The sequence below is a fragment of the Vibrio sp. 10N.261.52.C2 genome (assembly GCF_041471425.1).
Classification (GTDB): Bacteria; Pseudomonadota; Gammaproteobacteria; order Enterobacterales; family Vibrionaceae; genus Vibrio; species Vibrio crassostreae_C.
On sequence record NZ_JBFROH010000016.1, the window covers coordinates 131199 to 155755 of the forward strand.

Below are 24557 nucleotides of genomic sequence, written 5' to 3' on the forward strand. Positions count from 1 at the left end.
ACTTGGCAACGTAATTCGTCATTACTTAGCAACCATAACCATCGCTGGGCGAACCACACGACCGTTTAGTTCGTAGCCTTTTTGCATCACAAACATAACCGTGTTCGATTCGTGATCTGGGCTTTCTTGAATAGACATCGCTTGGTGGAATTCAGGGTTGAACGCTTCACCTTCAGGGTTGATCTCTTTAAGACCAAACTTAGCAACTGTGTCTACGAACGTTTTGTGCGTTAGCTCAACACCTTCATACAGTGGCTTAACCACTTCGTTTTCAGCGTCTGCTGCTTGCATTGCACGCTCTAGGTTGTCGATTACAGGAAGCAGACCTTCAGCAAACTTGTTCAAAGCGAATTTACGCGCTTTATCAATTTCTTGTTCGCTACGGCGACGCATGTTTTCAACTTCAGCTTTCGCGCGAAGAACAGAATCTTGCTGCTCTTTCACTTTAGATTCACTAGAAAGCAGTGCAGCTTCCAGTTGAGCGATTTTTGCTTCCTGCTCATCAGCAGCGTCTTCATTCAGTTCTGCTTCTTCAACTTTCTCAGCTTCAGCGATGATCTGATCTAGCTCTGCTTCGGTTACTTTGTTTTCTTCGTTGCTCATGATATCTCCAGAATTCGTTTTCAATGCAAGTGACAGGCGTGTTTGCACCCCAAATTGATATAAAACACTCGCATAGACGTTCAACTTGCCTTTATTATGGGGATGAAGAATTTTGATTCAAGCCTAATTCGTTTGGAAACGTTATGAAAAAGCCATTTGAAGTCATCGCCATTATCGGTAAACCTCGAGATCAGCAAGCAATTCAGACTCATAGAGAGCTCTATCAGTGGTTAAGTGCTGAGGGTTATCAAGTGTTTGTTGATGACAGACTCGCCACTATTTTAGACGACATCCCAAAAGAACATTTTTCTAGCCTGATTGAATTAGGTAAACGCGCCGATCTCGCCATTGTGGTCGGTGGTGACGGAAACATGCTCGGTGCCGCTAGAATCTTGTCACGTTTCGACATTTCAGTGATTGGTGTTAACCGAGGTAATCTTGGTTTCCTAACCGATCTCAACCCTGAAAACTTCCAGAGCGCGTTGACTGATGTTCTCAAAGGCGAGTTCATGGAAGAAGAGCGCTTCTTACTTGAAACTGAAATTCATCGTCACGGCCAGATAAAAAGCCACAATGCAGCCCTTAATGAGGCTGTACTGCACCCCGGCCAAGTTGCTCACATGATCGAGTTCGAAGTGTATATCGATGACAGCTTCGCCTTCTCACAGCGCTCTGATGGCTTAATCGTCTCAACACCGACAGGTTCTACCGCCTACTCGCTTTCCGGCGGCGGCCCTATCCTGTCATCAAGCCTAAATGCTATCTCACTCGTGCCAATGTTCCCGCACACCCTTTCAAGCCGCCCATTAGTGGTGGATGGCAAGCGTCGTATTAAGCTTATCGTATCGCCTGATAACCGTGGAACTCAGGAAGTGAGCTGTGATGGTCAAATCTCACTGCCTGTTTCTCCTGGTGATGAGATCCACATTTACCAAAGCCCGAATGTACTTAAGTTGATCCATCCTAAAGACTACAACTACTACCATGTTCTACGTAACAAACTAGGTTGGTCGAGTAAGCTGTTCTAAAAGAATAAACGCTCCAGTGGTAACCGAAAATTTGAAAGGCTGACGACATTCGTCAGCCTTTTTATTGCCAGTAAAAGCCCGTCGGCTCTAGCTTCTCTGCAGTTCCTTATACCTCCACTCCCAAGAGGGAGGAACGACTGAGTTGGGAATCTATAGCGGTTTCAGTGATCTACGAACAACCTCAATTCTGATAACGGTCGCAAAAAATTTTCACCTGTCGACTTTACTGTATAAAGAAACAGTATATACTGAACTTATATACAGTATTGTTCAGTTATACAGGTAAATAAAAATGCTGGCTCATTTAAGTGTTAATAATTTCGCTATTGTTAAGTCTTTACAGCTAGAACTCTCTAAAGGCATGACAACAATCACCGGGGAAACTGGTGCGGGTAAATCTATCGCTATCGATGCTTTAGGCCTGTGCCTTGGAGGAAGATCCGATGCAGGAATGGTTCGACAAGGTGAAGAAAAAACCGAAGTCAGTGCCGCTTTTTTACTTGAGAACAATCTGCATGCTACCCGCTGGTTAGAAGACAACGAATTGCTTGATGGCAGTGAGTGCATCCTGCGCAGAACCATCTCAAAAGAAGGTCGTTCTCGTGCATTCATCAACGGTAGCCCTGTCCCTCTTTCGCAATTGAAATCACTTGGACAACTGCTGATCAACATCCATGGTCAACACGCGCATCACCAGTTAATGAAAAGCGATTACCAAATGGCCATGCTTGATCAATACGCAGGTCACTTGAACCTATTGAAATCGACACGTAATGCTTATCAAGCGTGGCGACAAGCAGATAACCACTTAAAAGAGTTACGTGAAAATAGCCAGCAAAACCAAGCTCAAAAACAACTTCTTGAATACCAAATCAAAGAGTTAAATGAGCTGTCTATTGGGGAGGAAGAATATGAAGACCTCGAACAAGAGCATAAGCGCCTCTCCAATAGCGGAGAACTGGCCACAACCTGTCAGCAAGCTATCGAGCTTATTTATGAAGGCGAAGAAGTTAATGCGCTTGGTATTCTGCAATCGGCCAATAACTCCTTAATTCAGCTAGCTGAGCTAGATGAAAGATTAGCCGAGTTACCAAACTTGCTTTCCGAAGCCATTATTCAGATTGAAGAAACCAACAACGAGTTAAGAACATACCTAGACAGCATTGATGTTGATCCCGGTCGTATGGCTTACGTTGAGGAGCGTTTCTCTAAAGTGATGTCGATGTCTCGTAAACACCACGTGTTACCTGAAGAGCTGTATAAGCACCATCAAGACTTACTACAACAAGTTGAAGCGCTTGATTGCTCTGATGAAAAATTAGAAGAATTAGCCAACGAGGTGGAAAACCAATACCAATCGTTCGTTGCTAAATCAGAAAAGCTTCATAAATCTCGAACTCGTTACGCAAAAGAGCTCAACAAGCTGATCACGCAAAGCATGCACGAACTGAGCATGGAAAAAGCGCAGTTTGCCATTGAAGTGAACAACACCAACACACACCCTTCTCCATTGGGTATGGATAACGTGACCTTCATTGTTTCGACCAACCCAGGCCAACCAATGCAGCCGATTGCGAAAGTGGCCTCTGGTGGTGAGTTATCACGAATCTCACTGGCGATTCAGGTGATCACAGCGCAAAAAGTGGATACACCAAGCCTGATTTTCGATGAAGTCGATGTGGGTATCAGTGGACCAACCGCTGCGGTTGTCGGAAAAATGCTACGTAAGCTGGGCGAATCGACACAAGTTATGTGCGTGACTCACTTACCTCAAGTTGCCGGTTGCGGTCACCAACAACTTTTTGTAGCGAAGAACACGAAATCAGGTAAAACCGAGACTCAAATGCACACGCTTGATGAGCAACAACGCGTTTCAGAGCTTGCTCGACTGCTTGGTGGCAGCCAGATTACCGAATCGACGCTTGCCAATGCAAAAGAGTTATTAATCGCAGCATAGGTTACATATTCAGCAACTTTCTGATAATTTACCGAAAATTCTTGGCAATTTTGCAACTTAATTCAAAATTGCCAGTCATAACAAGCTCAAAGCGCAAGGAGCTTTTTACTTCTTGCTGGAGCTTGTTTATTATCAGGCAGTATTTTAGCGAAGAAAGATCTCAAACTATGCGAATTAAAAAGTGGTTAGTTGCAGTTCCACTTGCACTAACAATGTTGACCGGTTGCTCTCTACTAGAGAAGTTGGTTTATCGAATTGACATCAATCAGGGTAACTATGTTGAACAGGAAGCTGTCGATCAGCTCAAGTTTGGCATGACAAAAACACAAGTTCGTTACGTTATGGGCTCACCTATGCTTATCGAAAATGGCTACCCAGATACGTGGTACTACATTTACCACCACACAAAAGGCCATGAAGACTCGATTCAAAAAAATCTTGTTGTTAACTTTGATGCAACGGGCACCTTAGTGACGATCAATGGTGATTTTGAAGCCAGTGATGAATTCTTCGAAAGCCTTCGCTAGCTTTCAACTAACAAAGCTTTCCAGTCAAAAGCAAGAATCGCAAAAGCCTGCTCATATGAGCAGGCTTTTTAATATCTGCTAACAAATGAGACTGTAGACTGTATTGTCTAACAAACAGATGAAAAAAAGCTCGCTAATGCGAGCTTCTTTATCATTCAAATTTGTTTGGTATTACGATTTAGCCGCCGCTTTCGCTTGTTCAGCACGCTTACGGCGAATTTCTTTTGGATCGGCTAACAGTGCTCGATAAATTTCGATACGATCTTTATCTCGAACGGTTGCATCTAACTTAACGTTGCGGCTGTATACGCCAACTTTATTTTTCGCCAAGTCGATTTCTGGATACAACTCTAAAACACCAGACTGCGCAATAATCTCTTCAACGGTCGCGTTCTTATTTACCACTAAGGTAAATACACGCTGCTCATGTGGAAGCGCAAACACAACTTCTACGTGGATCATATCTGATTCAATAGTCATGGCTTAGTAAACCTGTTTCGCTCGTTGAGTAAAAGCACTGACCATATTGCTTGTCAGTTCATTGAAAATCTTGCCAAATGCCATTTCAATCATTCGACTAGAAAATTCAAACTCTAGTTTAAGTTCAACCTTACATGCTTGGTCGTCTAGAGGAGTGAAATACCAGCCCCCCTCCAGCTTCTTAAACGGGCCATCTACCAGCTCCATTAAAATTTCAGCACCATCCGCCATTCGATTCGACGTAGTGAATGTTTTACTGATACCAGCTTTAGAGACATCAACCGAAGCCACCATCGCGGAATCTGAAGATTCGATCACACGAGAACCAGAACATCCTGGCAAAAACTCAGGATAACGAGCAACATCATTGACCAAGCTGAACATCTGGTCGGCACTAAAAGACACTAATGCTGAACGAGTAACCTTTGGCATATAGACTCCTGTTAAAGACAGCGTTACATTAACACAAACTGCAATTTTAATTGTATTGGGCCAGAGCGCAAATAAAAAGGATTCCCCATCTAGGGCGCATTCCGTATAATGAGGCCATTATGGCAAAGAATAAATCAAAATCAAAAGCCGGTAGTAATACCATTGCGCTTAATAAGAAAGCTCGCCACGAATATTTCATCGATGATGAGATAGAAGCGGGGCTTGAGCTACAAGGCTGGGAAGTAAAATCCCTACGTGAAGGCAAAACCAATATCGCAGAAAGCTACGTATACATCCGAGATGGCGAAGCATTCATCAGTGGTATGACGATTACTCCGCTAACTCAAGCGAGTACTCATATCGTGGCGAACCCAACACGTATCCGTAAACTATTAATGTCGAGAAAAGAACTCGACAACCTTATCGGTCGTATTAACCGTGAAGGCATGACGCTTGTCGCAACCGCACTTTACTGGTCTCGCTCTTGGGCGAAGATTAAAGTTGGCGTAGCGAAAGGTAAAAAGCTGCACGATAAACGTACTGATATGAAAGAAAAAGATTGGGCGAGAGATAAAGCACGAATTATGAAGAGTAATTTGCGTTAATTTTAAGCACTTAAACGCACAGTGCTAGACAGGGTAAGCTTTTCTGGTACTATGCAAATAACACTTGGGGCTGATTTAGGATTCGACAGGAATTTTGAAGTCTGAGGTGCATGCCGTGGGGCGGTTGGCCACGTTAAAAGCCGCAAAAAAATAGTCGCAAACGACGAAAACTACGCACTAGCAGCTTAATAACCTGCTCAGAGCTCTCTTACCCTAGCTTCCGCTCGTAAGACGGGGACCAATAAGAGATCAAACCCAAACTAGCTAGCGTGGCTTCTCCCACCTGAGAGGAAAAGCGCGAATTATAATTCAGGTTAGCCTTTAACTAGCGTGTCGGTTCGCAGGTTGCTGGTGAAATTAAAGATCGACTAAGCATGTAGTACCAATGATGAATGATTTTTGGACGCGGGTTCAACTCCCGCCAGCTCCACCAAACGTTTGGAAAGGGCGGTAAGTCACTGATTTACCGCCCTTTTTGTATCTAAAACTTCGATATTAGGCTGTTTGTACTACGTTTTGGTACTAAAGCATGCACTATTTATCTATCTCGAAATCCGGTATTTGGCAGTTCCGATATCAGATCCCCTCTGAGCATCGACATCGGTTTAATGGATTCCATGAGATCAAGCGCTCGCTGAAAACATCCAACAAAGACAAAGCTATTCTTTTGGCGTTAGAGCTAGAGATACAGGTTCGTCGTACCATTTTAGCGCCAACTACCAACGCAACATCACCTCAAGTAAAACCTCTCAACCAAGATAAAACACACACCGCAACGAAAGCCAAACAAACTAAAACGCTGTCTCCTGAAAAGATACTGGAACGCTTTTGTCTCTACAAAGCCCAACATATATCGCCAAAGGCCGTCGGAATGCTGAAAGCTAAGTGCCAAACCGCTCTAGGGTTAATAGGAAAGGCAAGCCTTACCGATATACGGAGAGGTAATGCCGAGGATGCAGTGCGCCTCTTACGAATGTATCCCGTCAATATGAGAAAGCACGCCCAATTTAAGGGGCTAACGGCAAAGGGAGCGATTGAACTCAATAAGAGCCTTGATATGCCGACACTGAGCGAAGAGTCCGTAAAAGATTACTGCCAAAAAATGTCAGGCTTCTTCGAGTGGTGTCTCTTAAACGAACTCACCGATATCAACCCATTCAAAGCAATCCGCTTTCGAAAACAGCGCAAAGACAGTGAAGCCAAAAACGCATATACGAAAACAGACTTACAAAAAATCTTTAGTTCCGAGATTCATACTAAGCGACAGTTCAAACACCCCTACTACTATTGGCTACCACTTCTTGCAAGTCTAACGGGTGCCAGACTGAATGAACTCTGCCAGCTTTACAAATCGGACGTTCGCCAATGGCGATGGGATATGGGTTATTGAAATCGATGACAAGTACGAAGGGCAGAAACTCAAAAACTTAACGAGCCGTCGTGTGATTCCAATTCACCGACAATTAATAGAACTAGGCTTCATTGATTACCTGCATTCAGTTAAACACGAACGTGTTTTTCCTGAGCTGAAGGACTCACGAGATGGTTTTGGTGGCGCCGCCTCTAAGTGGTATGGCCGATTTAAAACCAAGCTCGGCTTTAGTAGAGGCCATGATTTCCATTCTTTTAGGCATACCGTTGCTACGCAGTTCAAACGAAAGCAGGTTTCACATATTGCCGCTGGTGCAATCTTAGGCCACACCTTAAACAACATTACCTACGATCATTACGGAAAAGAGCTAGATGTTAGTCAGCTTCAAGAGGTAATTAACCTGATTGAGATAGAAGCAATTGTAAAATTGCTCAATATAACGCCACCAACCTAAGAAAATCGGGTAAATCGTAAAAAAGCCTTAGTTTTGGGCGTGATTTCACGCCCAAATTTCACCACAAAATCCTTACAAAACAGATAGTTAACAAAATCAGTAAAGGGAATATTTCTTGATTTATGTTTTCCCAATGAAAAACAACAACTTACAGTGAATAAGTGCGGCATTTACAGCCATCCCCCCTTTTACTTACATTAATTGAAGACGCATTAATTAAGTAAAAAAGGATAAATAATGTCTATAGCAACTTCAGCCTCAGCCTCAAACGAAGTAATCGGGCAAGAGCAATTAAGTAAAATAAAACAAATAATAAAATAGAACTTATGCCTTATTACAACGGAAAGTGGCACCGCTACTCGGAATCAGAACGACGTGACTATGGTCGCCAACAGCGTGAACACCTTAGCCAAATCTGGCACAAAACATGGATTTCAAAAACTGGATTAAAGCAGTGCCACAACTGGACTGACTCTATGATAAAAAACTTCCTTGAAGGAAAAGAACAAGATGCAGGGAAAATTAAAGCTTATAAACGCACTCTTATAGCAAGAGTCGAGAAAACCAAAAAATTTCAAGTGGCAATGGCTGAGCGTGTTGCTCGACAGAAGAAAAAGAAGGTGTAAATGTAAAGTTCAAACTTCGGTTCAACTCCCAAACAGGGAGCTGAATCCAGTTAACTGAGTGTAAGTTAGAGGAACCGACTAGAGCGCAGCTAATCTATGACTATCAACTCACTGTAGAGGAAGAACTCTCCAACATGCTTAATTCAGAGGCTATTTTTGAGCTGTTAGATAAGAACATACAGGTATCAGCTAAGAAAACACATCCCAAGCTAAGATGACAAAGTGTGAGTGGCTTTAGAAAGGAGGCTGCTGTGACCTTTCGGTCGACAATAGCCTTCCCTAATTAGCGTTGTTACTTAAACAAAATAGTTGTTTATAACTATGGTTCAATATTCAACGAATCAAATGGTTGGCCAGCGGGATTTTGCTTACTGTACATAGTGCGTAAAACTCGCTCTGCATTTTTATCAAACGCAGGGCCGTTTCCGAACCCGTCAAAGTGATTACCCATTCCCAGAGCATGCGCAAGCTCATGTAAACTCACGTCATTACTCGCGATTGTCGTACAACCCGGATCAGCAGGGGATTCACTATCAATACTTATCCATGCATACCCCCCATTCCACTTGGTTTTATCTATACCATAATCGTTGCCTACAGCATAAGAAGCAAGGCTGTTACTGTATGGCGCGTTTGAAACTGTCCCCGCACTACAGCTTCCTAATACTGTTCCTTGGCTCCAAATGAATCCCCAATCTGTAGGCATATCTGAGTAGTCGATCTCAAAAAATGGATCATCTCTTTCTATTTCAAGTGAGACAATTCCTTTTCTATCAAATATTTGATACCCAATGATCTCTTCAGCTTTGTTTAAGGCGTACTCAAAGCGAGGGTCTTTTGCGTCTAAATAATAAACAGGTATAAGCTCACCAGTATCTCTAAACCTAGTTAGAGCAGGGTATTCTGGTGATGCACTGCCATCAGCAAAACAAAACTTGGAGCTGCAAAATTCTCTATAATCATCTGAAATAAGATAACCCCAAGAGCCATATACGTTTCTAGTACAAGGATAGCCTTCTGCTAGGTTAGTGCACTCAACAAGTGCTGAGATTTCTGATTCTGAAAGTGTTTTTTCCTTATCATCGTCGTCGCAGCCAGAAATGACTATACAGCTTAATAATAAGAGGATGTACTTTTTCATTTTTTACCTTTCAATGTATGTTGCGGACACCTAATAATTTGATACCAACTATTAGAATTAAACATTGGGTGTATATTAATTTATAGTTACACAGTGACACAAAAATAAATTTGCAAATATTTGTTTCTAAAGAATAAATTAGCTTGAGGTAGATCAACTAACAAAATTGAAAACACGCCGCAACTCACAAGCAAAGCTGAACTGACATCCTTATTTAAGAAAATAGGCTTCCTTCTTGATACTTGCTTCATATGGTACTAAGATGAGGTACTAAAGGGTTATTCTCAAAAATCACAAGCGCCCTAAGCTATTGAAGTCACTGTTTTTTAAGGCAGTTGAAGGCGACTCCCGCCAGCTCCACCAAACGTTTGGAAACAGCGTTATTTCAATAGGTTAGCGCCTTTTGGGATAGCGCTGTTTTTGTATGAGTGCCACACTAAAGTGCCACACCTCATAAAGTCTAAACTCTCCCCTTCTCCTATTCAACACCTTGCATTATCATGGTTATCTAACTATCTGATTAATAGGTGCTTGCCAATGGAAAGAGGCGTTGTATTATCACCCCAGTTCTCGTACTTACCCACGGGGCAAGTTCTCTTTAAGTCGGCGGTAGATGACTTCGAGCTGCGCAAGTACCTCACGTATTGGGATAAAATAGACATTCCTAAAAGTTCATTCATCGAATTTGATTGCCAACAATTCAGAACCCTAGAGTCTTCTGGTCACCTGATTCGCACTCCTTATGGCAGCCCTCAATCATTCCGAGCTGTTGACCTTTCCAACGTCAGGCAACTCTATCTTGGCAATGCAATGTCAGCTCGCATTAACGATTGTACCAACATGACTTTAAACAGGTCTTGTGGTGACCAAATCCTACAGGCGCATGAGGATGTCTACCTTTTGCAATCAGGTAAAGAGCCGGGGCAATGGTCAAAGGCTCAAGTTTCTACATCCCTCCTGTCATTCGACCCAGAAGACAAGCCAGCTATCGAGATAGAACTGTACAACATGCTTCCAGTACCTAGTGCCAACACACCTCTGGAAGACATACTAGAATTCAAACTTCAGCACCACGATGAACTAGTAGCGTTTAGGTGTTATCTAGATGAAATGTATCAACAGATTATTGGTGCTGCTGACATACCGAGCGCGCGTAACAGCCAGCTAAACAGGCTAGAGCAAGCTGTCAGAGACGTGGATAGAACAATGCGTGAATCTAGGATAAGAGTCTTCCCTGATTCCTTACGGTCTGTCCTGTCAGGTCTTGATGGCATCGTTGGCACAGGTTTAGCTGTAGGCGGTACTGTAGCGGCAGCCTCTTTTGGGGTACCCCCATTAGTAGCTGGTTTAGCTAGTGCTGCTGTGATTGCTGGTACAAAGATGATTCCTCAATCAAAGGGCACTACCAAGAACGACCTGACGTACCTAAAGAGCTTACGCAGCAACTTCCGATAGCATTACTCTAGTCAAAGAGCCTGTACAGCGTAGCCCTACTTATACCTAGCTCTTTGGCTGCTTTAGCTTTTGGTACACCGTTATCTAATAGCTTCTGGACATCATCCCTAGTGACTTGCGCTTTCGGTCTGCCGATGTGTTTACCTGCTGCCTTGGCTGCTGCTATGCCTTCCGCTTGACGCTCTTTGATTAGCTCACGTTCCATTTGAGCAACGGCAGCCAGTATTCCCAGTACGCCTTTCTGTGCTGCACTCATAGCACCATCGAATCTCATACCCTCTTTATGGAATTGAACCGAGACACCTTTCTTATTCATCTGCTCCACCAGCCCAACAGCATCACCTGCACCGCTACGACAGATACGGTCTAGACTGTGAACATGTAGTACATCTCCATCCCTGACATAATCCAAGCATGCCTGTAACTGCGGTCTGTCTACTGTCTTAGCTGATACCTTTTCCTCGAACACCTTATCCAGTTTCACATCTGCTAACTGTCTGCTGGTGGACTGCTCTGCTGTACTAACTCGAATGTAACCTACGTTCGCCATGCTTACTCCTAGTGTCTCAAAACCTCTTAACACTTACAGGATTGCATGTATCAAAACTCTAATTCAATGCTTTTGAGACAACCTTAGATACAGTCTCATAAGGTATAGTTTTTTATATATCCAGAGTCGCTCTATGAAACTTACCGCACTGCTTAAAAAGCACCTGAGCTAGGACTTTTTACCTCTAAATAAAACCAGGCAATAACAAGTTAAAAATAAAAACCATCATGCCACGCAAAAACAAGAACATAACACCACCAAACAAGCCAAAAACCAACTTAAAATTGACATTATATGCTTAATTAGTGATATTTTATGCCAATCTTAATTATAGCTAAAAACTGACAATGAGCACGACAACCACAACATCGGATACCATCCAAAATAAGACATGGAAAATGCCAGATACTCTGGTGCTAATTTTCTTTATCGCGTTGCTTGCGACTGCAATGACATATGTCATACCTGCAGGCATGTTTGAAACACAAGACATCAGCTATGTTTCTGATGGTGCAGAGAAAACTCGTACCGTTCTAGATCCAGCTTCATTTGCCTATCACACCGACCCCCAAGGCAACCCGATTTACAATACTGTCGGACTATTCGCCAGCGGTGGTGATATCGGCTTAATGAACTTCGTATTTGAAGGTTTAGTGTCTGGATCTAAGTGGGGTTCAGCAATCGGCGTTATCATGTTTATGCTTGTGATTGGCGGTGCTTTCGGCATTGTGATGCGCACAGGTACTATTGATAACGGTATCTTGCGTCTCATAGACAAAACCAAGGGCAGTCAATCGCTTTTCATTCCAGTATTATTTGCACTGTTCTCGCTCGGTGGGGCTGTATTTGGTATGGGTGAAGAAGCCGTCGCCTTTGCCATTATTATCGCGCCGCTAATGGTACGTATTGGCTATGATGGTATTACTACGGTAATGGTGACGTACGTAGCGACTCAGATTGGTTTTGCTGCTTCTTGGATGAACCCATTTTCTGTTGCTGTTGCCCAAGGCATTGCTGGTGTACCTGTCTTATCTGGGGCATCGGTGCGTATCGCTCTATGGGTTTTCTTCACCGCGCTCGGCATCGCTTTTACGATGTGGTATGCGAATTCGGTAAAGAAAGACCCTTCGAAATCTTACAGTAAAGCTGGTGATGTTTACTTCAAGAAGCAACAAGGAGACTTGACTCAATCACGTTGGAATATCGGCGATACGTTGGTGATTCTCACCGTGATAGCGAGCATGACCTGGGTTATTTGGGGTGTAGTGGTTCACGCATGGTACATTCCTGAAATTGCCTCTCAGTTTTTCACTATGGGATTTGTTGCTGGCTTAATCGGTGTTATTTTCCGATTAAATGATATGACCATCAACGACATGGCCGATTCATTTAAGGAAGGCGCAAGTGTGATGCTAGCGCCCGCTATTCTTGTGGGTAGTGCTAAAGGTATCTTGCTGATTTTAGGCGGCGGCAGCGATGCAACCGAGCCAAGCGTACTGAATTCAATCTTAAGCAGTGCGGGCGGTGTGATTAGTGCATTGCCAGAAGCGATGGCTGCTTGGCTGATGTTCGCCTTCCAAGCTATTTTCAACTTCTTTGTAACGTCAGGATCAGGGCAGGCAGCTCTAACGATGCCATTAATGGCGCCACTCGCCGATTTAGCAGGTGTGACTCGTCAAGTCGCAGTTTTAGCATTCCAGCTAGGTGATGGCTTTACCAATATCATCGTCCCAACATCAGCTTCTTTGATGGCAACACTAGGTGTATGCCGCATTGACTGGGGTGATTGGGCAAAATTCTGCTGGCGCTTTATCGTGCTGCTATTCTGCTTGTCGAGCGTTATTATTGTTGCGGCTCACCTGCTGGGTTTTGCATAACAGCGCCTTTCAATATTTACGTGTATCTCAATGGGCAGTTTACTGCCCATTTTTAATCACAGCTTTCAATAACAATCATCCAACACAGACTCAGAATAGATTGTGAACCAGAGACAAAGGAAACTAGTGTGAGAAAAACTACTTATACCAATGATGTTCTAAATGGACACCCTGTAATATCTCAACTCAATGTTGATGACTTACCGATGGGATGCCATCGTTTCTGGTTTGAGGCACAAACTAACGGTGTTGGTCAAAATCATCATTTACCTGTGGTCGTCTATCGCGGTGAGCAAAGTCAAAATGCTCGCAAAATAATGGTAACGGCAGGCGTTCATGGTGATGAATTAAATGGAGTTATTACCGCACAGAAGGTCATTCAAAAGCTCGTAAACGAGGAGATACACGGCACAGTCATCATTATTCCGATGATTAATGTGTCAGGTATGTTGATGCACAGCCGAGATTTTATTTCATCGGATCCGGATGCATCCCCAGCAAACCTTAACCGTATATTCCCTGGAAACCCGAACGGTGATGCCTCACAACGTTTTACACATTCAATTTGGCAGAACCTACTCAGCCATAATGCGGATCTTGCTATCGATCTGCATACCCAAACTCGCGGAGCAGAGTATCCTTTGTATGTCTTTGCCGATTATCGAATCCCCGCAGCAATCAAAATGGCTCGATTGATCAATCCTGACTGTATTTTTGATGATCCAGGTGATGATGGCGTTTTAGAAACGCAGCTCAATAAAAGTGGTACGCCCGCTATCACCGTCGAGGTTGGTTCTGGAAAGGTTTTACAACCCGACCTCATTGAGCGTTCAGTGAATGGCGTGATGAATATCCTGCACTCGGAAAATATCATCTCTACAAAGATAGATCAGCCTCACTATGCCTGCTTTGAAGGCAAAGAAACGGTGACCATTAGAGCCAATGTCGGTGGTTTCGCTCTCCCTCAAGTTAAGGTCAGTGAATCAGTACAATCAAAACAATTGATTTCAATTCAATATGATAGTTTTGGTTCTGAGAAACAACGTTATTACGCCCCTGCTGATGGCTATGTACTCAGTGTCAATCAAGATCCGATGCGTGAACCGGGCGCTTTGTTAGTCAGACTATTGAAGTAACACGTCACTTCATCAAATGGCTCTTTACTGATGGCATTTGAGTCGTTAACCCATATTGTGAAAAGGGGATAACTCGGCAGAGCTATCCCCTTATTATTACTTATAAATATTAATCACTTACTGTGATCGGTATGACTATGATTAGTATTACTGCTGAGAAAGCCCAGTACCACTGCGCCAACCATGACTGCACAAACAATGGCAAATAGACGTGTCATTTGTGCCGAGAGGGACGCAGATCCTGGGTGGCTGATGATCTGATAAGCCAAGGTCGTAAAATTAGTAAACAAGAGCTGATAAATCGTCAGATTCGCCTGCCGCCTGATAGCAAAACACGCAAGTTGCAAACCACACACCAAACTCACGCCATAAATAACCAAGATTGGAGCGCCTGACACCATCATGATCATCACAGGTAACGTAAACAGAATGCCAACGCCAGTGGTGACAAGCTTGTTTCGGCTGAATGTACGGTGGTCGTGATTCGATGGGCTTTTCAACATACTGCCAAGCGTAATCGCAATCAACATCGTTTGTGACACCGAATTTCCTACCAAAATCGCCAGCACAACCACAACCGCGGTCGCTTTAAATGCAACCATGATATAGTCACCAGTAGTGGGCGCATCGGAAACGGCCGCAGTCGGAAGGACATTCACTTCATCCCCCGGGAACAACCAGAACCCCAAGTAAGTGACGATCAAAGCTATCACCAGCTTTTCAAAGAACAATAGGGGCAATCCCGCCATTGGGAGATGCATCTGCTTGTTGACCACCACCATCACGATGACCACGATAATGGTCAGTGTCGCGATGATATCTTTTGTATTCTGATGGCTACGCTGATAACTCCAGAACAGCAATAGCCAGCAATAGAGGACAAAACCGGTTGGCGAATCGACCAATACACTACCAAAAAACACCACACCAAAGCTGATTAAGATTAATGCAACAATCACCTTTAATATTAAATTAATCGGTGGTTTGGATGGCATCAATGTCATGAACATCACAACAAATATGGGCGACAAAACAGCGAGCATCTGCCCACTTTGTTGATGGTAGAACAATAGCGAAAGCGGCAGTAACACCAATCGAATAATGGAGTTAGCTGAGCTATGAAACATAAGTCCACACGCTTAGAATTCTCATCCAAAGCTGAGCAAGCCACTCACCTGGGGTACTTTGCTCTGTCATGACAGCCACTGTGGCTTGTGAACCAAAACGAATGTTGCTTGGAACCTCACCATGATCAAACACAATATTGACTGGGTAGCGCTGCGCGGCAATAGAATTGGTGTCTGAATTTAAAAAGCCAGTCTCTTGGTCAGTGCTATTGCTGCCACCCGTTCCCCAACCAATGCTATCAACCGTGCCGTATAGCACTCGCCCCGGTAACGCATCCAATACGATCTCAACTCTTTGCCCGACTTGTATATGCTCTAGCGAGTTTTCTCTGTATAACGCAGATATCCACACCTCTCGCGGATCAACAAAGGTCAAAACAGGTGAGCCTGCGGTTGCTCGCTGGCCTACCGTCAGTTGTAGGTTACTCACCACGCCATGAGAAGGAGCCATCACTTGGGTTTTCTGTAAGTTGAGCTGAGCCTGCTCAAGGGCTGCAATCGCCGCCAACACTTGTGGATTATCACTCCCTTCTGGCCCTAACGCTTGTTTTGCCTGAACCAAAGAGGCTTCTGCGGCTTTCAATGACGCTTCAGCACGATCACGATTCTCTATGGCGTTGTCTAATTCAGAGCGGCTAACCAGCCCTTTACTGGCGAGTTCACTCACTCGACTCGCTTGCTCTCGAGAATTATCCCGAGCCGCAACCGCCTCGGTCACTTTCGCTTGTGCAACGTTAACCGCCGCTGTGCTTGCGCCAATATTTTGGCCTACTTGAGCAAGATTCGCTTCAGCGGAACGCAAACTGATCTGATAGTTTCGAGCATCAATTTCAAACAACACTTGGTTCGTTTCAACGACCTGATTATTTTCAGTTTGCACAGACGTGATATTGCCAGAAACTTCAGGAGCAATACGCACAATATAAGAGTGAACACGGGCGATCCCCGTCATTGGTGTGACGCGGTCGGCCCACAAACTGTAAAGCCACACTACTAAAATAACCGAAATAATAATTAAACTAAGCTTACGCGAAGATTTTTCTGCTTTTGACATGCTCTCTCTCTCGATCCGACAGCACGATTTACTCGCCTGCCGAATACGATGTTTTAAAAATTAAAGTGAATTCCACTTCATTGTAGTCTAGTCGATCTGTCTCTTGAGTAAAAACAAACGATTACTTGAAATATTGTCACGGCAACAATTAACAATCAACAAAAAGCCACACATCCCATTAATGAAATGTGTGGCTGTTTAGATCTGTTCTGCTACGAACTTAGATAAGTTTAGGGGTTACTCCATATCACCTAACAAGTAATCTTCATCGCTGCTCACTACTGCGCCGTGCTTCAAGAAGTTCTTACCTAGGATCATGCTGTATTCGAAGCGAGAACGGTCTTGAAGGTTTACCCTCACCTCTTTCTCTAGGTCTCCGAGCTTAACCTTCATTTCTACCACAGGGCGAATGTTCACCTTCTCGCCTTTCTTGGCTTTGATACGCATTACATCAATCACTGGCTTGGTGAAATCTTGCTTATCGCCTTGGTTGTTTTGATAGGTAAAGCTCACCATGTCTTGCCCATCTTTCTTAAATCGTTTGATGTTGACTGCGTTCATTGAGCTTACATCCGCACCAGTGTCGAGCTTGGCCGGGAACTTCATGCCGTTCACTTCTACTACTTCAATATGCCCAACTTTAAACAGTGGTTCGGCTTTCAGAAGGTAATCAGAACGCGTATTAACGTAAACGCCCTCTTTTGCCATCTTCTTGCCTAAAATAAAGTACGCTTCTTTCTCATTTGTATTGAGCACGTCGATGGCGAACTCTTGCGTACGCACTTTTCCAGACACCGCAAACTCACCACTTACAACAGGGCGAGTATCATCCCCGACTTTAAGCTTCTTAATAATTGGCTTGGTCACCTTCTGCTTCTCACCATTTACATCCGTAAGATAAAATTCAACGGAAGCATCTTTGCCTTTACCTGTCATTTCAAAACTGTCGACCTTCAGCAAAGGTGTATTGACAGTGAAAGAAGCCACAGCCTTAAGCGGGAAGTCATCTAGGGTGATGTCCTCTTCCGGCGAGATAATCATAGGCTCACCAGACTCAGCCACATCACTAAAGTTCTCTGAACCTTCTAATAAAATATTCTCAGCACTGGTGTCAATCATGAAGAGTTCGCTGGCGGTGTTGGTTCCAAATCTCAACTGCGACTCACTACTCGAGCGCTCACGTAGGTACACCAGAACGTCTTTAGTCGTGTTTTCATCGAGTTGAACAGGCACATACACCAAAGGTCTCTTCTTACCGCTCACGCTTAACATACGAACCAACGGCAATGTCATCTCTTTTTGCTTGCCGTCGTTGTCGAACATATCAAACGTCACTTCACTGTTCTTCTTATCTATATCGATGTCTTTTGCATGAAGGATGCTGTAGCGATTTTTTAATGAGAAGGTCGCGTTCATCGCCATTCCAGAGATAGACACCACCTCTTTTCGGCCAACAACGGTCGCGTTCTCTTGCTCTTGTAAATAGTCATAACCTGCAAACACCAGCGCGTTATCCGCAAGGAAGGTTTTACCAATCAGCACTGGCGCAGAGAAGTGGCTTCTGTCGGTCAGGTTAACGTCGGTTTTTAGCTCTTGGTCTGCAATGGTGAGCGACATTTTTACGGTAGGGCGATGCAAAGGCGTGCTGCTGGTGCGGCTGCGTATCATGCTGACACGCTCTAAAGGCGCTTCGATTAATACCATGTCTCCCGTCCGCGGGTTTTGAACCTTAAAAGACACCACAGCCTCATATTTCGCAAAGGTACTGCCATCCCAATCATCGTAATCAACATCGGAATTGTTCAACAGGTCTTCGGTTAACGCCGCCATCAACTCTTGGTCTTTGAGATTTTGGTAATCGGGATTAGAGCTCTTCACATGAATGTCTTCAGCATGCATAGAAGTGGTTTCCGCACCGGTATCAATTTTACCAATGAAAGGAACGTCTTTAAGCCCTTGAACACTAGAGAGGTACACGTTCTCTGTACGGCCTAATACCGCCTTACCATCGAGTTCGTAAGTGGGATTTTGAGTGGTAGGTGAAGTGTCAGTAGCCAAAGTGTATTGTGAAAAAAGTAGAGTGCTTAAAAGAGTTAGAGCCAAAGGTATCTTTTTCATTAGTTGGTCCGTTGTGATCAGTTCACTAATAATACTGGCGTTTGCGCGAAGAGTTCCCCCACCAGCAATGGTTCTCACATAACGTTAACGCTATGAGTTTTTAAATGACAAACCGATGACTTTGCGCTGCATTCGCTTATCGATTATTGACTAATGGATACCCAATAACCTTTTCAATGCTCGGTGTTCTATTGAAGAAATGAATACAAAAAAGGCCAACGACGAGCGCTGACCTTAGCTATTCAAAACACACCTGAAGCGAGTTTAACTTGCTAAAACACAAACGGTTCTAGATAAACATAGCACTAAAAAGTCCCGACTGTTTTCTTTGCACAGATAGCTCGAGCTTTTTCTGCGTCCTCACCTTTATTTTTGAGATAGCACTGTCGATAAGATTTGACGTAGCGCTCAAATAACACCTCGGCTTCAGGTTGTGGTTTAGAGAGCAGTTGGTTAACGAACTTTCTTGATCCAACCTCAAAATGCTGAGTATCGATTGGGCTATTCCAATCCCCTCCCCAGATCATAAATCCGTGATGGGCAAACAGCTCCACCACATCTTCAGCCATGCCGCGGCGTTCAATTTCATCACGAGCACGAAAACGAGTACGGTTCACATAACGAGTCGCAGATTGTGAAGGCTTTACCGTGATTCTTCCGTTGCTATCAAACTCTAAGAAAGGGTTTTGAACTGGGTTGATGTCGATTGCCACACCATAGGCATGTTTCGACCAACCTCCTCCGCCTGTAATAGGACGAGCGTTAAAGGCGCTGCTGTTGTTCGCATCCATTGAGGCGCTATCATCACCTCTGAATTCACGCATTAGGCGAGCGGAATGAAGAGGAAAATTGCGCTGTTTGAGCTCTGAAAAGATTTGTTCAACAGCAGGCGCAATAACATCAAGCACGATCATATTGCCCTGTTGCGTTTCCCCTTTGAAACTAATGAAATCGAAATCCACTTTGGATAGTCGCTCACAACCAACGGGCGCACCACTACTCAAGACATTGTTCTTTTTCATCATGTCGCATTGCCATTGAGATATAGGGGCAACTTGGGCATAACTCACTGAACTGAGCACAGTGGCCAGACAGCCGACAATAAAACGTTTCATATCAAAAACTCAAAATAGTAAGAGTGAAAAGTAGCAGAAGTTGGAAAATAGCATATTAAGCCAAGTTGAGCGCACGCTTTGTTAGCGCGTTTTATCCCAATAGACAATCTCTCGAACTCGTCCATTCTGGTCGACATCCGCTTCTCCACCAACATCAGAAGGCTCTGGTAAGGTCGATAATTGCGAAGCGTAATAGGCAACCAACATAAGTACGAACGCATCGTAAATATCGTCTATCGCGACGTCTTTGCGTTTAGTATTTGAAATGGCCAACGACAAGCCTTCACACCATTGAGGGGCGAGTTGCTGAATAATAGAAAGCCGTTCCTCTTTGCCTTCTTGAGTTCGTTTTGAAAACGCTAGCGGTTCACCTTTCAAAGCTGCAAACACCACCTCAGGATGTGATTCCCTGATAGAAAGACTGGGGTGAGATTCAATGAGCTCATCAAGCTCACGGATCTTGGGCACTATTCCCCAAGTCTGTTTAGAAAACTTCTTATCAAGCTGATCCACATTGGCACTGCACGCCGCAATGTAATCAGTTTGGTAAACCGCCTCACGGCACGGAACAGGAAACACGGAAGAACCACGCTTGCTGGTTAGAAAACGTCTTGCCGCTTTATCGCATAATCTATCTGGAGTAAGCGAATCGCTAAAGCCAATAGGCATGTCGATAAGCGCCGTTGAACCGATAAGATCACTCGCTAGCTCATCGAGGGTGTTTACCACTTTAAACGCAGGTATCTCATTGTCAGAGACAATCCAAGCGATCCAACCCGACTTGCAGCCATCAATTCCGATGTATTTCATTATGTTCTCGATGATTAGTTTGTTGAGGGTTATTTGGGATAACTAGCCCACTTAATGATCAGTGCCACTCACTAATCAGCAGTCTGCTTTTTACACCACGTACCTGCAAGCCCATTGCATCGAACACCTCTTCAAAGTCTCGACACTGCGCAGGGATGTTAGGTAACGAAAGCGCGGCTTCTGAAAAGAATTGTTGTTCAAAATGAGCCGAATCGTTCCAAGCGAGTTGCCACCACTCTAGAATCCTCGACTTAGACGAGCGCAGCTTTTCAGCCGTAGGAACTTTATCACTTTTACTTAAGTTCTCTTTGCTTGTAGTAGGAAAGAGGTTCCACTTATCGTTGTTTGGCCAGTAAGCGAAAGGCAAACAGTGATCAACGTGATACTCATTTTTTAATGATTTTCCACTCCACACGCTGACAATGTCGGCACGATCAGATCTAAGTTGCTCGACACGTTTACGCACATCGCGAGTATCATGGTTTTGATCGATCCATACCAAGCAGTCGTGATAAGTCTGTAGTGAAATGCTTCGCTGTCGGTTCAACTCGAAACGCTGCATCTCCATGACCCATTGATTCACCACCAGCGGTTCAATCCACGAGTGGTAGATTCTAAAGCACTCCCACAGGCTTTCATCGAGAGTAAAATAACCAAAACTTTCTAAGAACTCACTATCAATGACCAGTGATTCTCGGCTCTTCCGTCGTTTGTGAGGTGGGTATATATCGAATAGTCGGTTGTCTTTCGAGCCTTGATAAATGAAAGTCACAGGTCCTGATTTAATGGTGCTGATCGTTTGTGAAAATAGCTTTTGTAGAGCCTTAGCTTCATCGCCGAGAAACATAGCGCCTATCGCTAGATCATCAGCACTTAAGTGTTTGAGTTTATTCCACCCATCCTCTTTTACAAACCCAAGTCCCTTCGTTGTGTTGCTATTTTGCTGAATCCCTGCGCCTTCTATGTCGATATCAATCAGTCGCTTAAACTGCCTAACCCAATACAGAGCAACCAAGCCCACTGGTAGAGAAATTTTTCCATCAGTTCGATCAATCACAGCGCCTGAATGCGCATCAGCAATTCGCAGTAATGTTCTCAACAAAGCCAACTTGTATGTGGCCGACTTGTTGTCATTCACAATAATGTGGCGCACCTTGTTCAAATCACCGGAGCCATCATCTGGCAAGGTCATCACCACGGTTTGCCACCAAACCTCACAGCGCTTCAAGGTGTCTTGGCTGTTATCAACATGACGCACCAACAAAGCACTGTTCTTCGACAAACGCTCAAGCTCTTCAACCGAGACCTCATAACCCTCTCGGTCGTCATGAAACTCTCCGTGACGTAGGGTAATCACCAATTTGCCATTTGGAGCGAGTAAGTTAGATAACTTTCTGAATGCTCGCTCTCGATATGACGGTGCAAGGTGCATCCACACAGCACTGACCAATATCAAGTCAAAACGCATTCCGAGGTTTTCAGTGCGGCTAAGCGAGGGAAGTGAATCATCAATCCAGGTAACACTTGGGCCTGTATATTTCGAGCCTTGTTCGCGTAATGAAGCACTTGGTTCTATCGCAATAACATCAGCTCCGGCTTTGTGCATCCATAGCACATCACGACCGCTCCCAGCACCGACATCTAATACTTTATCGCCCTCTAAAGGCCAATAAGCTTGCCAGCTTTTATGCACCGTCTCGAACGTCACTGAGTTGTACTGCTGGCAAAGTGTGTGAGCATTTTTATCGTAAAAAGGAATCGATGAGGACATATGCGCTATTGGAGTAAGGAGTCTATCTCAATAGTAATGGGGAGCTTAGGCGATTGCTAGCAGCTCATGTAAGTTCAGCCACACCAATCAGCATTTATCGTTAGTGACTGTTTTATATCAATATCCACCTAATGAGTTCATCAGGCGAGTCACACCTCGAATTGATCTCGTCAGAAAAACAAAAACAAACAAGGTGCAAGCTGACGTGCGAACAGAGATAATTGTTTGAAGATGATTAACTCGCCTAAAGCACCTAGCCGATAAAGACTAATGAACACATACTCACACATAGATACCCCATTCAACCTGCGCCACACCTGTTGGTTTTGTGGTGAACCTTCCAGTAACCTTGTTGAATTCCCTAAGACAGCGCAGGCTGTTGCCAAGATTGGCCATTCACCGATAGCACTGCCGGCTTGTAATGAGTGTGCGAGAATTAACTATTCAAAGAATCTGACCTCAATTTGGTCTGTGCGCGATCAGATAAAACACACTCTGATAGACAAGTACGCTAAGCACCTTGGCATCGGTGAGAACTGGACAGAGCAAGAACTTATTGATTCTGATTTCTCGGGCTCGACACTTGGCGGGTTTGGGCGCAGCGCGTGGAAAATGTATCAAATCGCCAAGCAACGCGTCGATTATAAAGGCTGGCCTTTGTCGGTTGATGACATCCCACTTGAGGTATACGACGAAACCAGTGGCTTTGAGTTTGACGGTACTCGTTATGCCTCAATCAATTCGTGTATAGACTATTTCACCAAGGCTGCAGGCGTAGACAAAGAGCTGTTGTCGCAGCTTGTCGACATCGTTTCATCAGACCGATTTAGCTACGCACTGCGAATCGCTAAGCTGAACAAAAGTGTCTCTAATACCAAGCGCTCGGAGATCGTCGAAGAGGTACTACAACAAGAGTCTGAACAAGAAGAGATACTGCTTGAGCAAGCTAATTCAATGTTTAACCCAAACGTCGAAGAGGTGAATATTTCAGGCTCAGTTGCGCCTGTATTTGCCATTCAATGGGCGTTAGCTAACAAGGTTGAAGATTTGGCCCACCTATGTGCACTCGAAGATGAGTATTTCGACTATTTCGAACACCTCGGCGGCCCTGCAGCTTTCATGTCTTATAACGGCCTACAACTCTACTTGGAATCGCGTCAAGATCCTGAATGGGTAGAAAAATCGGATCCAAATAAACAGTATTGGTGAACATGCCTCGCTACTGGTGAACACGTGTAAGCTCGATAATCGTGTCAAACACCCATTGTTAGTCCTTGTTTTATATAAAGATCTAAAAACAGAACCCTATAACAGTTAATTGTTGCAATTCGGTTAAATAGAGTGAAAACTTCAAGCATCTAAAACTATTTAATCACTGCCATCTGCGGTGAGTAAGGAGTGAATTGTGCTTGCTGTTCTTCGTATTATTTTGGCTACGGTGTTTATTATTTTCACCACTCTATGTGCTTTTGTTTACTGCTTGTTTAGCCCCAAGAACCCCAAGCATGTGTACGTTTTCTGTCGTTGGTTCAACCAACTCCAAAAGATCATCGGTGTAAAACTGGTGCAACGCGGCCTAGACAATGCCCCGACACCAGAAAACAGCGTCTACATCTCTAACCACCAAAGCATATTGGATTTTGTGACCGATCCAGGAATGCTAAGACCACGCACTGTTTCATTGGGCAAACGCGATTTGTTGTACGTGCCTTTCTTTGGCCTGCTGTATTGGATCACCGGTAACATCATGATTAACCGCGAAGACAAATCCAAAGCACGCGATACCATCAAGCAAGTGGCGGAAGCGATTCATCAGAGAGATCTGTCTGTTTGGGTTTACCCGGAAGGAACCCGTAGTAAAGGGCGTGGACTACTGCCATTCAAAACAGGCGCTTTCCGAATGGCAATTGAAGCTGGTGTGCCTATCACCCCGATGTGTACTAGCACCACGCACAATAAGATCGACTTTAATCGTGCCAATAATGGCATTGTGATCACCGAGATGTTGGAACCTATCGATGTATCCGGATACAAGCTTAGCGATGCGAGAGAGTTGGCCAATTGCTGTCACGCACTCATGGCAGAGAAAATAGCAGAGCTTGATGCCGAAGTGGCTCGTTTAGAGGCGCAGCAAAAAACAGAGTTGGATTCAGACCGTTCTTCTACGAACTAACTCGCAACGAAACCACTGAGTCATCGCTCAGTTACTTAAAAAGACACTCAACGATCGCAACTCTCATTGTTCTTGTTTTACTTGCTGGCGCTTATCCGCAAAATAAAAACAGGCGTTAACGGCTTTATAGAGCAATGGGAGCAAAC

At 44.2% G+C, this 24557-nt stretch carries 23 protein-coding genes and 1 other RNA gene; 13 read left to right on the top strand and 11 right to left on the bottom strand.

Translation table 11 applies throughout. From position 1 onward, the window contains the following. Nucleotides 1–21 precede the first annotated feature (21 nt). Complete coding sequence (gene grpE / locus AB4307_RS06260; protein WP_017069543.1) at nucleotides 22–603, bottom strand: nucleotide exchange factor GrpE; 582 nt, start codon at nucleotides 601–603, stop codon at nucleotides 22–24. A gap of 143 nt (nucleotides 604–746) precedes the next feature. Between grpE and nadK the strand changes: the two genes are divergently transcribed. From nadK to bamE, 3 genes are all read left to right on the top strand, one after another. Next, nucleotides 747–1631, top strand: coding sequence for an NAD(+) kinase (gene nadK / locus AB4307_RS06265; protein WP_017066747.1), 885 nt, complete (start codon nucleotides 747–749; stop codon nucleotides 1629–1631). A 292-nt stretch (nucleotides 1632–1923) separates the two neighbouring features. Next, nucleotides 1924–3588, top strand: coding sequence for a DNA repair protein RecN (recN, locus tag AB4307_RS06270; RefSeq protein WP_017059862.1), 1665 nt, complete (start codon nucleotides 1924–1926; stop codon nucleotides 3586–3588). Between the two features lie 167 nt (nucleotides 3589–3755). Further along, complete coding sequence (gene bamE / locus AB4307_RS06275) at nucleotides 3756–4115, top strand: outer membrane protein assembly factor BamE (protein ID WP_010438918.1); 360 nt, start codon at nucleotides 3756–3758, stop codon at nucleotides 4113–4115. 171 nt (nucleotides 4116–4286) lie between these two features. Here bamE and AB4307_RS06280 read toward each other — a convergent pair whose 3' ends face one another. Together AB4307_RS06280 and AB4307_RS06285 are read right to left on the bottom strand one after the other, a co-directional pair. Continuing rightward, entirely contained in the window at nucleotides 4287–4595 is a 309-nt protein-coding gene (locus AB4307_RS06280) for an RnfH family protein (RefSeq protein WP_016796754.1), read from the bottom strand. Between the two features lie 3 nt (nucleotides 4596–4598). Next, complete coding sequence (locus AB4307_RS06285; RefSeq protein ID WP_010438915.1) at nucleotides 4599–5027, bottom strand: SRPBCC family protein; 429 nt, start codon at nucleotides 5025–5027, stop codon at nucleotides 4599–4601. Between the two features lie 119 nt (nucleotides 5028–5146). Between AB4307_RS06285 and smpB the strand changes: the two genes are divergently transcribed. The 5 genes from smpB (at nucleotide 5147) to AB4307_RS06310 (ending at nucleotide 8084) form a co-directional block, all read left to right on the top strand. Continuing rightward, nucleotides 5147–5632 (top strand): SsrA-binding protein SmpB, encoded by a 486-nt coding sequence (gene smpB, locus AB4307_RS06290; RefSeq protein ID WP_004735156.1) that lies wholly within the window; start codon nucleotides 5147–5149, stop codon nucleotides 5630–5632. A 66-nt stretch (nucleotides 5633–5698) separates the two neighbouring features. After that, nucleotides 5699–6065, top strand: a transfer-messenger RNA (tmRNA) gene (gene ssrA, locus AB4307_RS06295). Nucleotides 6066–6161: 96 nt separating this feature from the next. Then, nucleotides 6162–7022, top strand: coding sequence for a DUF6538 domain-containing protein (locus tag AB4307_RS06300; RefSeq protein WP_372131439.1), 861 nt, complete (start codon nucleotides 6162–6164; stop codon nucleotides 7020–7022). After that, entirely contained in the window at nucleotides 6961–7458 is a 498-nt protein-coding gene (locus AB4307_RS06305) for a site-specific integrase (protein WP_372131441.1), read from the top strand. Before AB4307_RS06300 ends, AB4307_RS06305 begins: the two co-directional genes overlap by 62 nt. 326 nt (nucleotides 7459–7784) lie before the next feature. Beyond that, the gene (locus tag AB4307_RS06310; protein WP_065583807.1) at nucleotides 7785–8084 is read left to right on the top strand and encodes a hypothetical protein; all 300 of its coding nucleotides are present in this window, start codon (nucleotides 7785–7787) and stop codon (nucleotides 8082–8084) included. 319 nt (nucleotides 8085–8403) lie between these two features. On the opposite strand, the gene AB4307_RS06315 is transcribed toward AB4307_RS06310, so the two are convergent. Then, the gene (locus tag AB4307_RS06315; RefSeq protein ID WP_372105065.1) at nucleotides 8404–9225 is read right to left on the bottom strand and encodes a hypothetical protein; all 822 of its coding nucleotides are present in this window, start codon (nucleotides 9223–9225) and stop codon (nucleotides 8404–8406) included. Between the two features lie 537 nt (nucleotides 9226–9762). Between AB4307_RS06315 and AB4307_RS06320 the strand changes: the two genes are divergently transcribed. Further along, nucleotides 9763–10680, top strand: a complete 918-nt coding sequence (locus AB4307_RS06320; RefSeq protein ID WP_372131443.1) for a DUF6236 family protein — start codon at nucleotides 9763–9765, stop codon at nucleotides 10678–10680. Between the two features lie 7 nt (nucleotides 10681–10687). On the opposite strand, the gene AB4307_RS06325 is transcribed toward AB4307_RS06320, so the two are convergent. Then, a complete protein-coding gene (locus AB4307_RS06325; RefSeq protein WP_372131445.1) occupies nucleotides 10688–11230 on the bottom strand; it encodes a recombinase family protein in 543 nt (180 codons plus the stop codon). A 398-nt stretch (nucleotides 11231–11628) separates the two neighbouring features. Between AB4307_RS06325 and yfcC the strand changes: the two genes are divergently transcribed. Together yfcC and AB4307_RS06335 are read left to right on the top strand one after the other, a co-directional pair. Further along, the gene (gene yfcC / locus AB4307_RS06330; RefSeq protein WP_017059744.1) at nucleotides 11629–13107 is read left to right on the top strand and encodes a putative basic amino acid antiporter YfcC; all 1479 of its coding nucleotides are present in this window, start codon (nucleotides 11629–11631) and stop codon (nucleotides 13105–13107) included. Between the two features lie 128 nt (nucleotides 13108–13235). Next, nucleotides 13236–14243, top strand: coding sequence for a succinylglutamate desuccinylase/aspartoacylase family protein (locus AB4307_RS06335; protein ID WP_017059743.1), 1008 nt, complete (start codon nucleotides 13236–13238; stop codon nucleotides 14241–14243). Nucleotides 14244–14356: 113 nt separating this feature from the next. On the opposite strand, the gene AB4307_RS06340 is transcribed toward AB4307_RS06335, so the two are convergent. From AB4307_RS06340 to AB4307_RS06365, 6 genes are all read right to left on the bottom strand, one after another. Beyond that, nucleotides 14357–15370, bottom strand: coding sequence for a DUF2955 domain-containing protein (locus AB4307_RS06340; protein WP_017059742.1), 1014 nt, complete (start codon nucleotides 15368–15370; stop codon nucleotides 14357–14359). After that, a complete protein-coding gene (locus tag AB4307_RS06345; RefSeq protein WP_017059741.1) occupies nucleotides 15360–16424 on the bottom strand; it encodes an HlyD family secretion protein in 1065 nt (354 codons plus the stop codon). Before AB4307_RS06345 ends, AB4307_RS06340 begins: the two co-directional genes overlap by 11 nt. Before the next feature lie 237 nt (nucleotides 16425–16661). Then, nucleotides 16662–18542: an ATP-dependent zinc protease family protein gene (locus AB4307_RS06350; protein ID WP_372131447.1), complete on the bottom strand. Its 1881-nt coding sequence runs from the start codon at nucleotides 18540–18542 to the stop codon at nucleotides 16662–16664. Nucleotides 18543–18847: 305 nt separating this feature from the next. Continuing rightward, a complete protein-coding gene (locus AB4307_RS06355; protein WP_372131449.1) occupies nucleotides 18848–19657 on the bottom strand; it encodes a M15 family metallopeptidase in 810 nt (269 codons plus the stop codon). An 81-nt stretch (nucleotides 19658–19738) separates the two neighbouring features. Beyond that, a complete protein-coding gene (locus AB4307_RS06360) occupies nucleotides 19739–20467 on the bottom strand; it encodes a DUF429 domain-containing protein (RefSeq protein ID WP_372104493.1) in 729 nt (242 codons plus the stop codon). Between the two features lie 58 nt (nucleotides 20468–20525). Beyond that, nucleotides 20526–22238, bottom strand: coding sequence for a class I SAM-dependent methyltransferase (locus AB4307_RS06365; RefSeq protein ID WP_372110122.1), 1713 nt, complete (start codon nucleotides 22236–22238; stop codon nucleotides 20526–20528). 270 nt (nucleotides 22239–22508) lie between these two features. Between AB4307_RS06365 and AB4307_RS06370 the strand changes: the two genes are divergently transcribed. Both AB4307_RS06370 and AB4307_RS06375 read left to right on the top strand, forming a co-directional pair. Continuing rightward, nucleotides 22509–23447, top strand: a complete 939-nt coding sequence (locus AB4307_RS06370; protein WP_048658812.1) for a hypothetical protein — start codon at nucleotides 22509–22511, stop codon at nucleotides 23445–23447. Nucleotides 23448–23643: 196 nt separating this feature from the next. Beyond that, nucleotides 23644–24411 carry a 1-acylglycerol-3-phosphate O-acyltransferase gene (locus AB4307_RS06375; protein WP_372131451.1) on the top strand — a complete coding sequence of 256 codons (768 nt, stop codon included), beginning with the start codon at nucleotides 23644–23646 and terminating at the stop codon, nucleotides 24409–24411. Nucleotides 24412–24557: the final 146 nt, after the last annotated feature.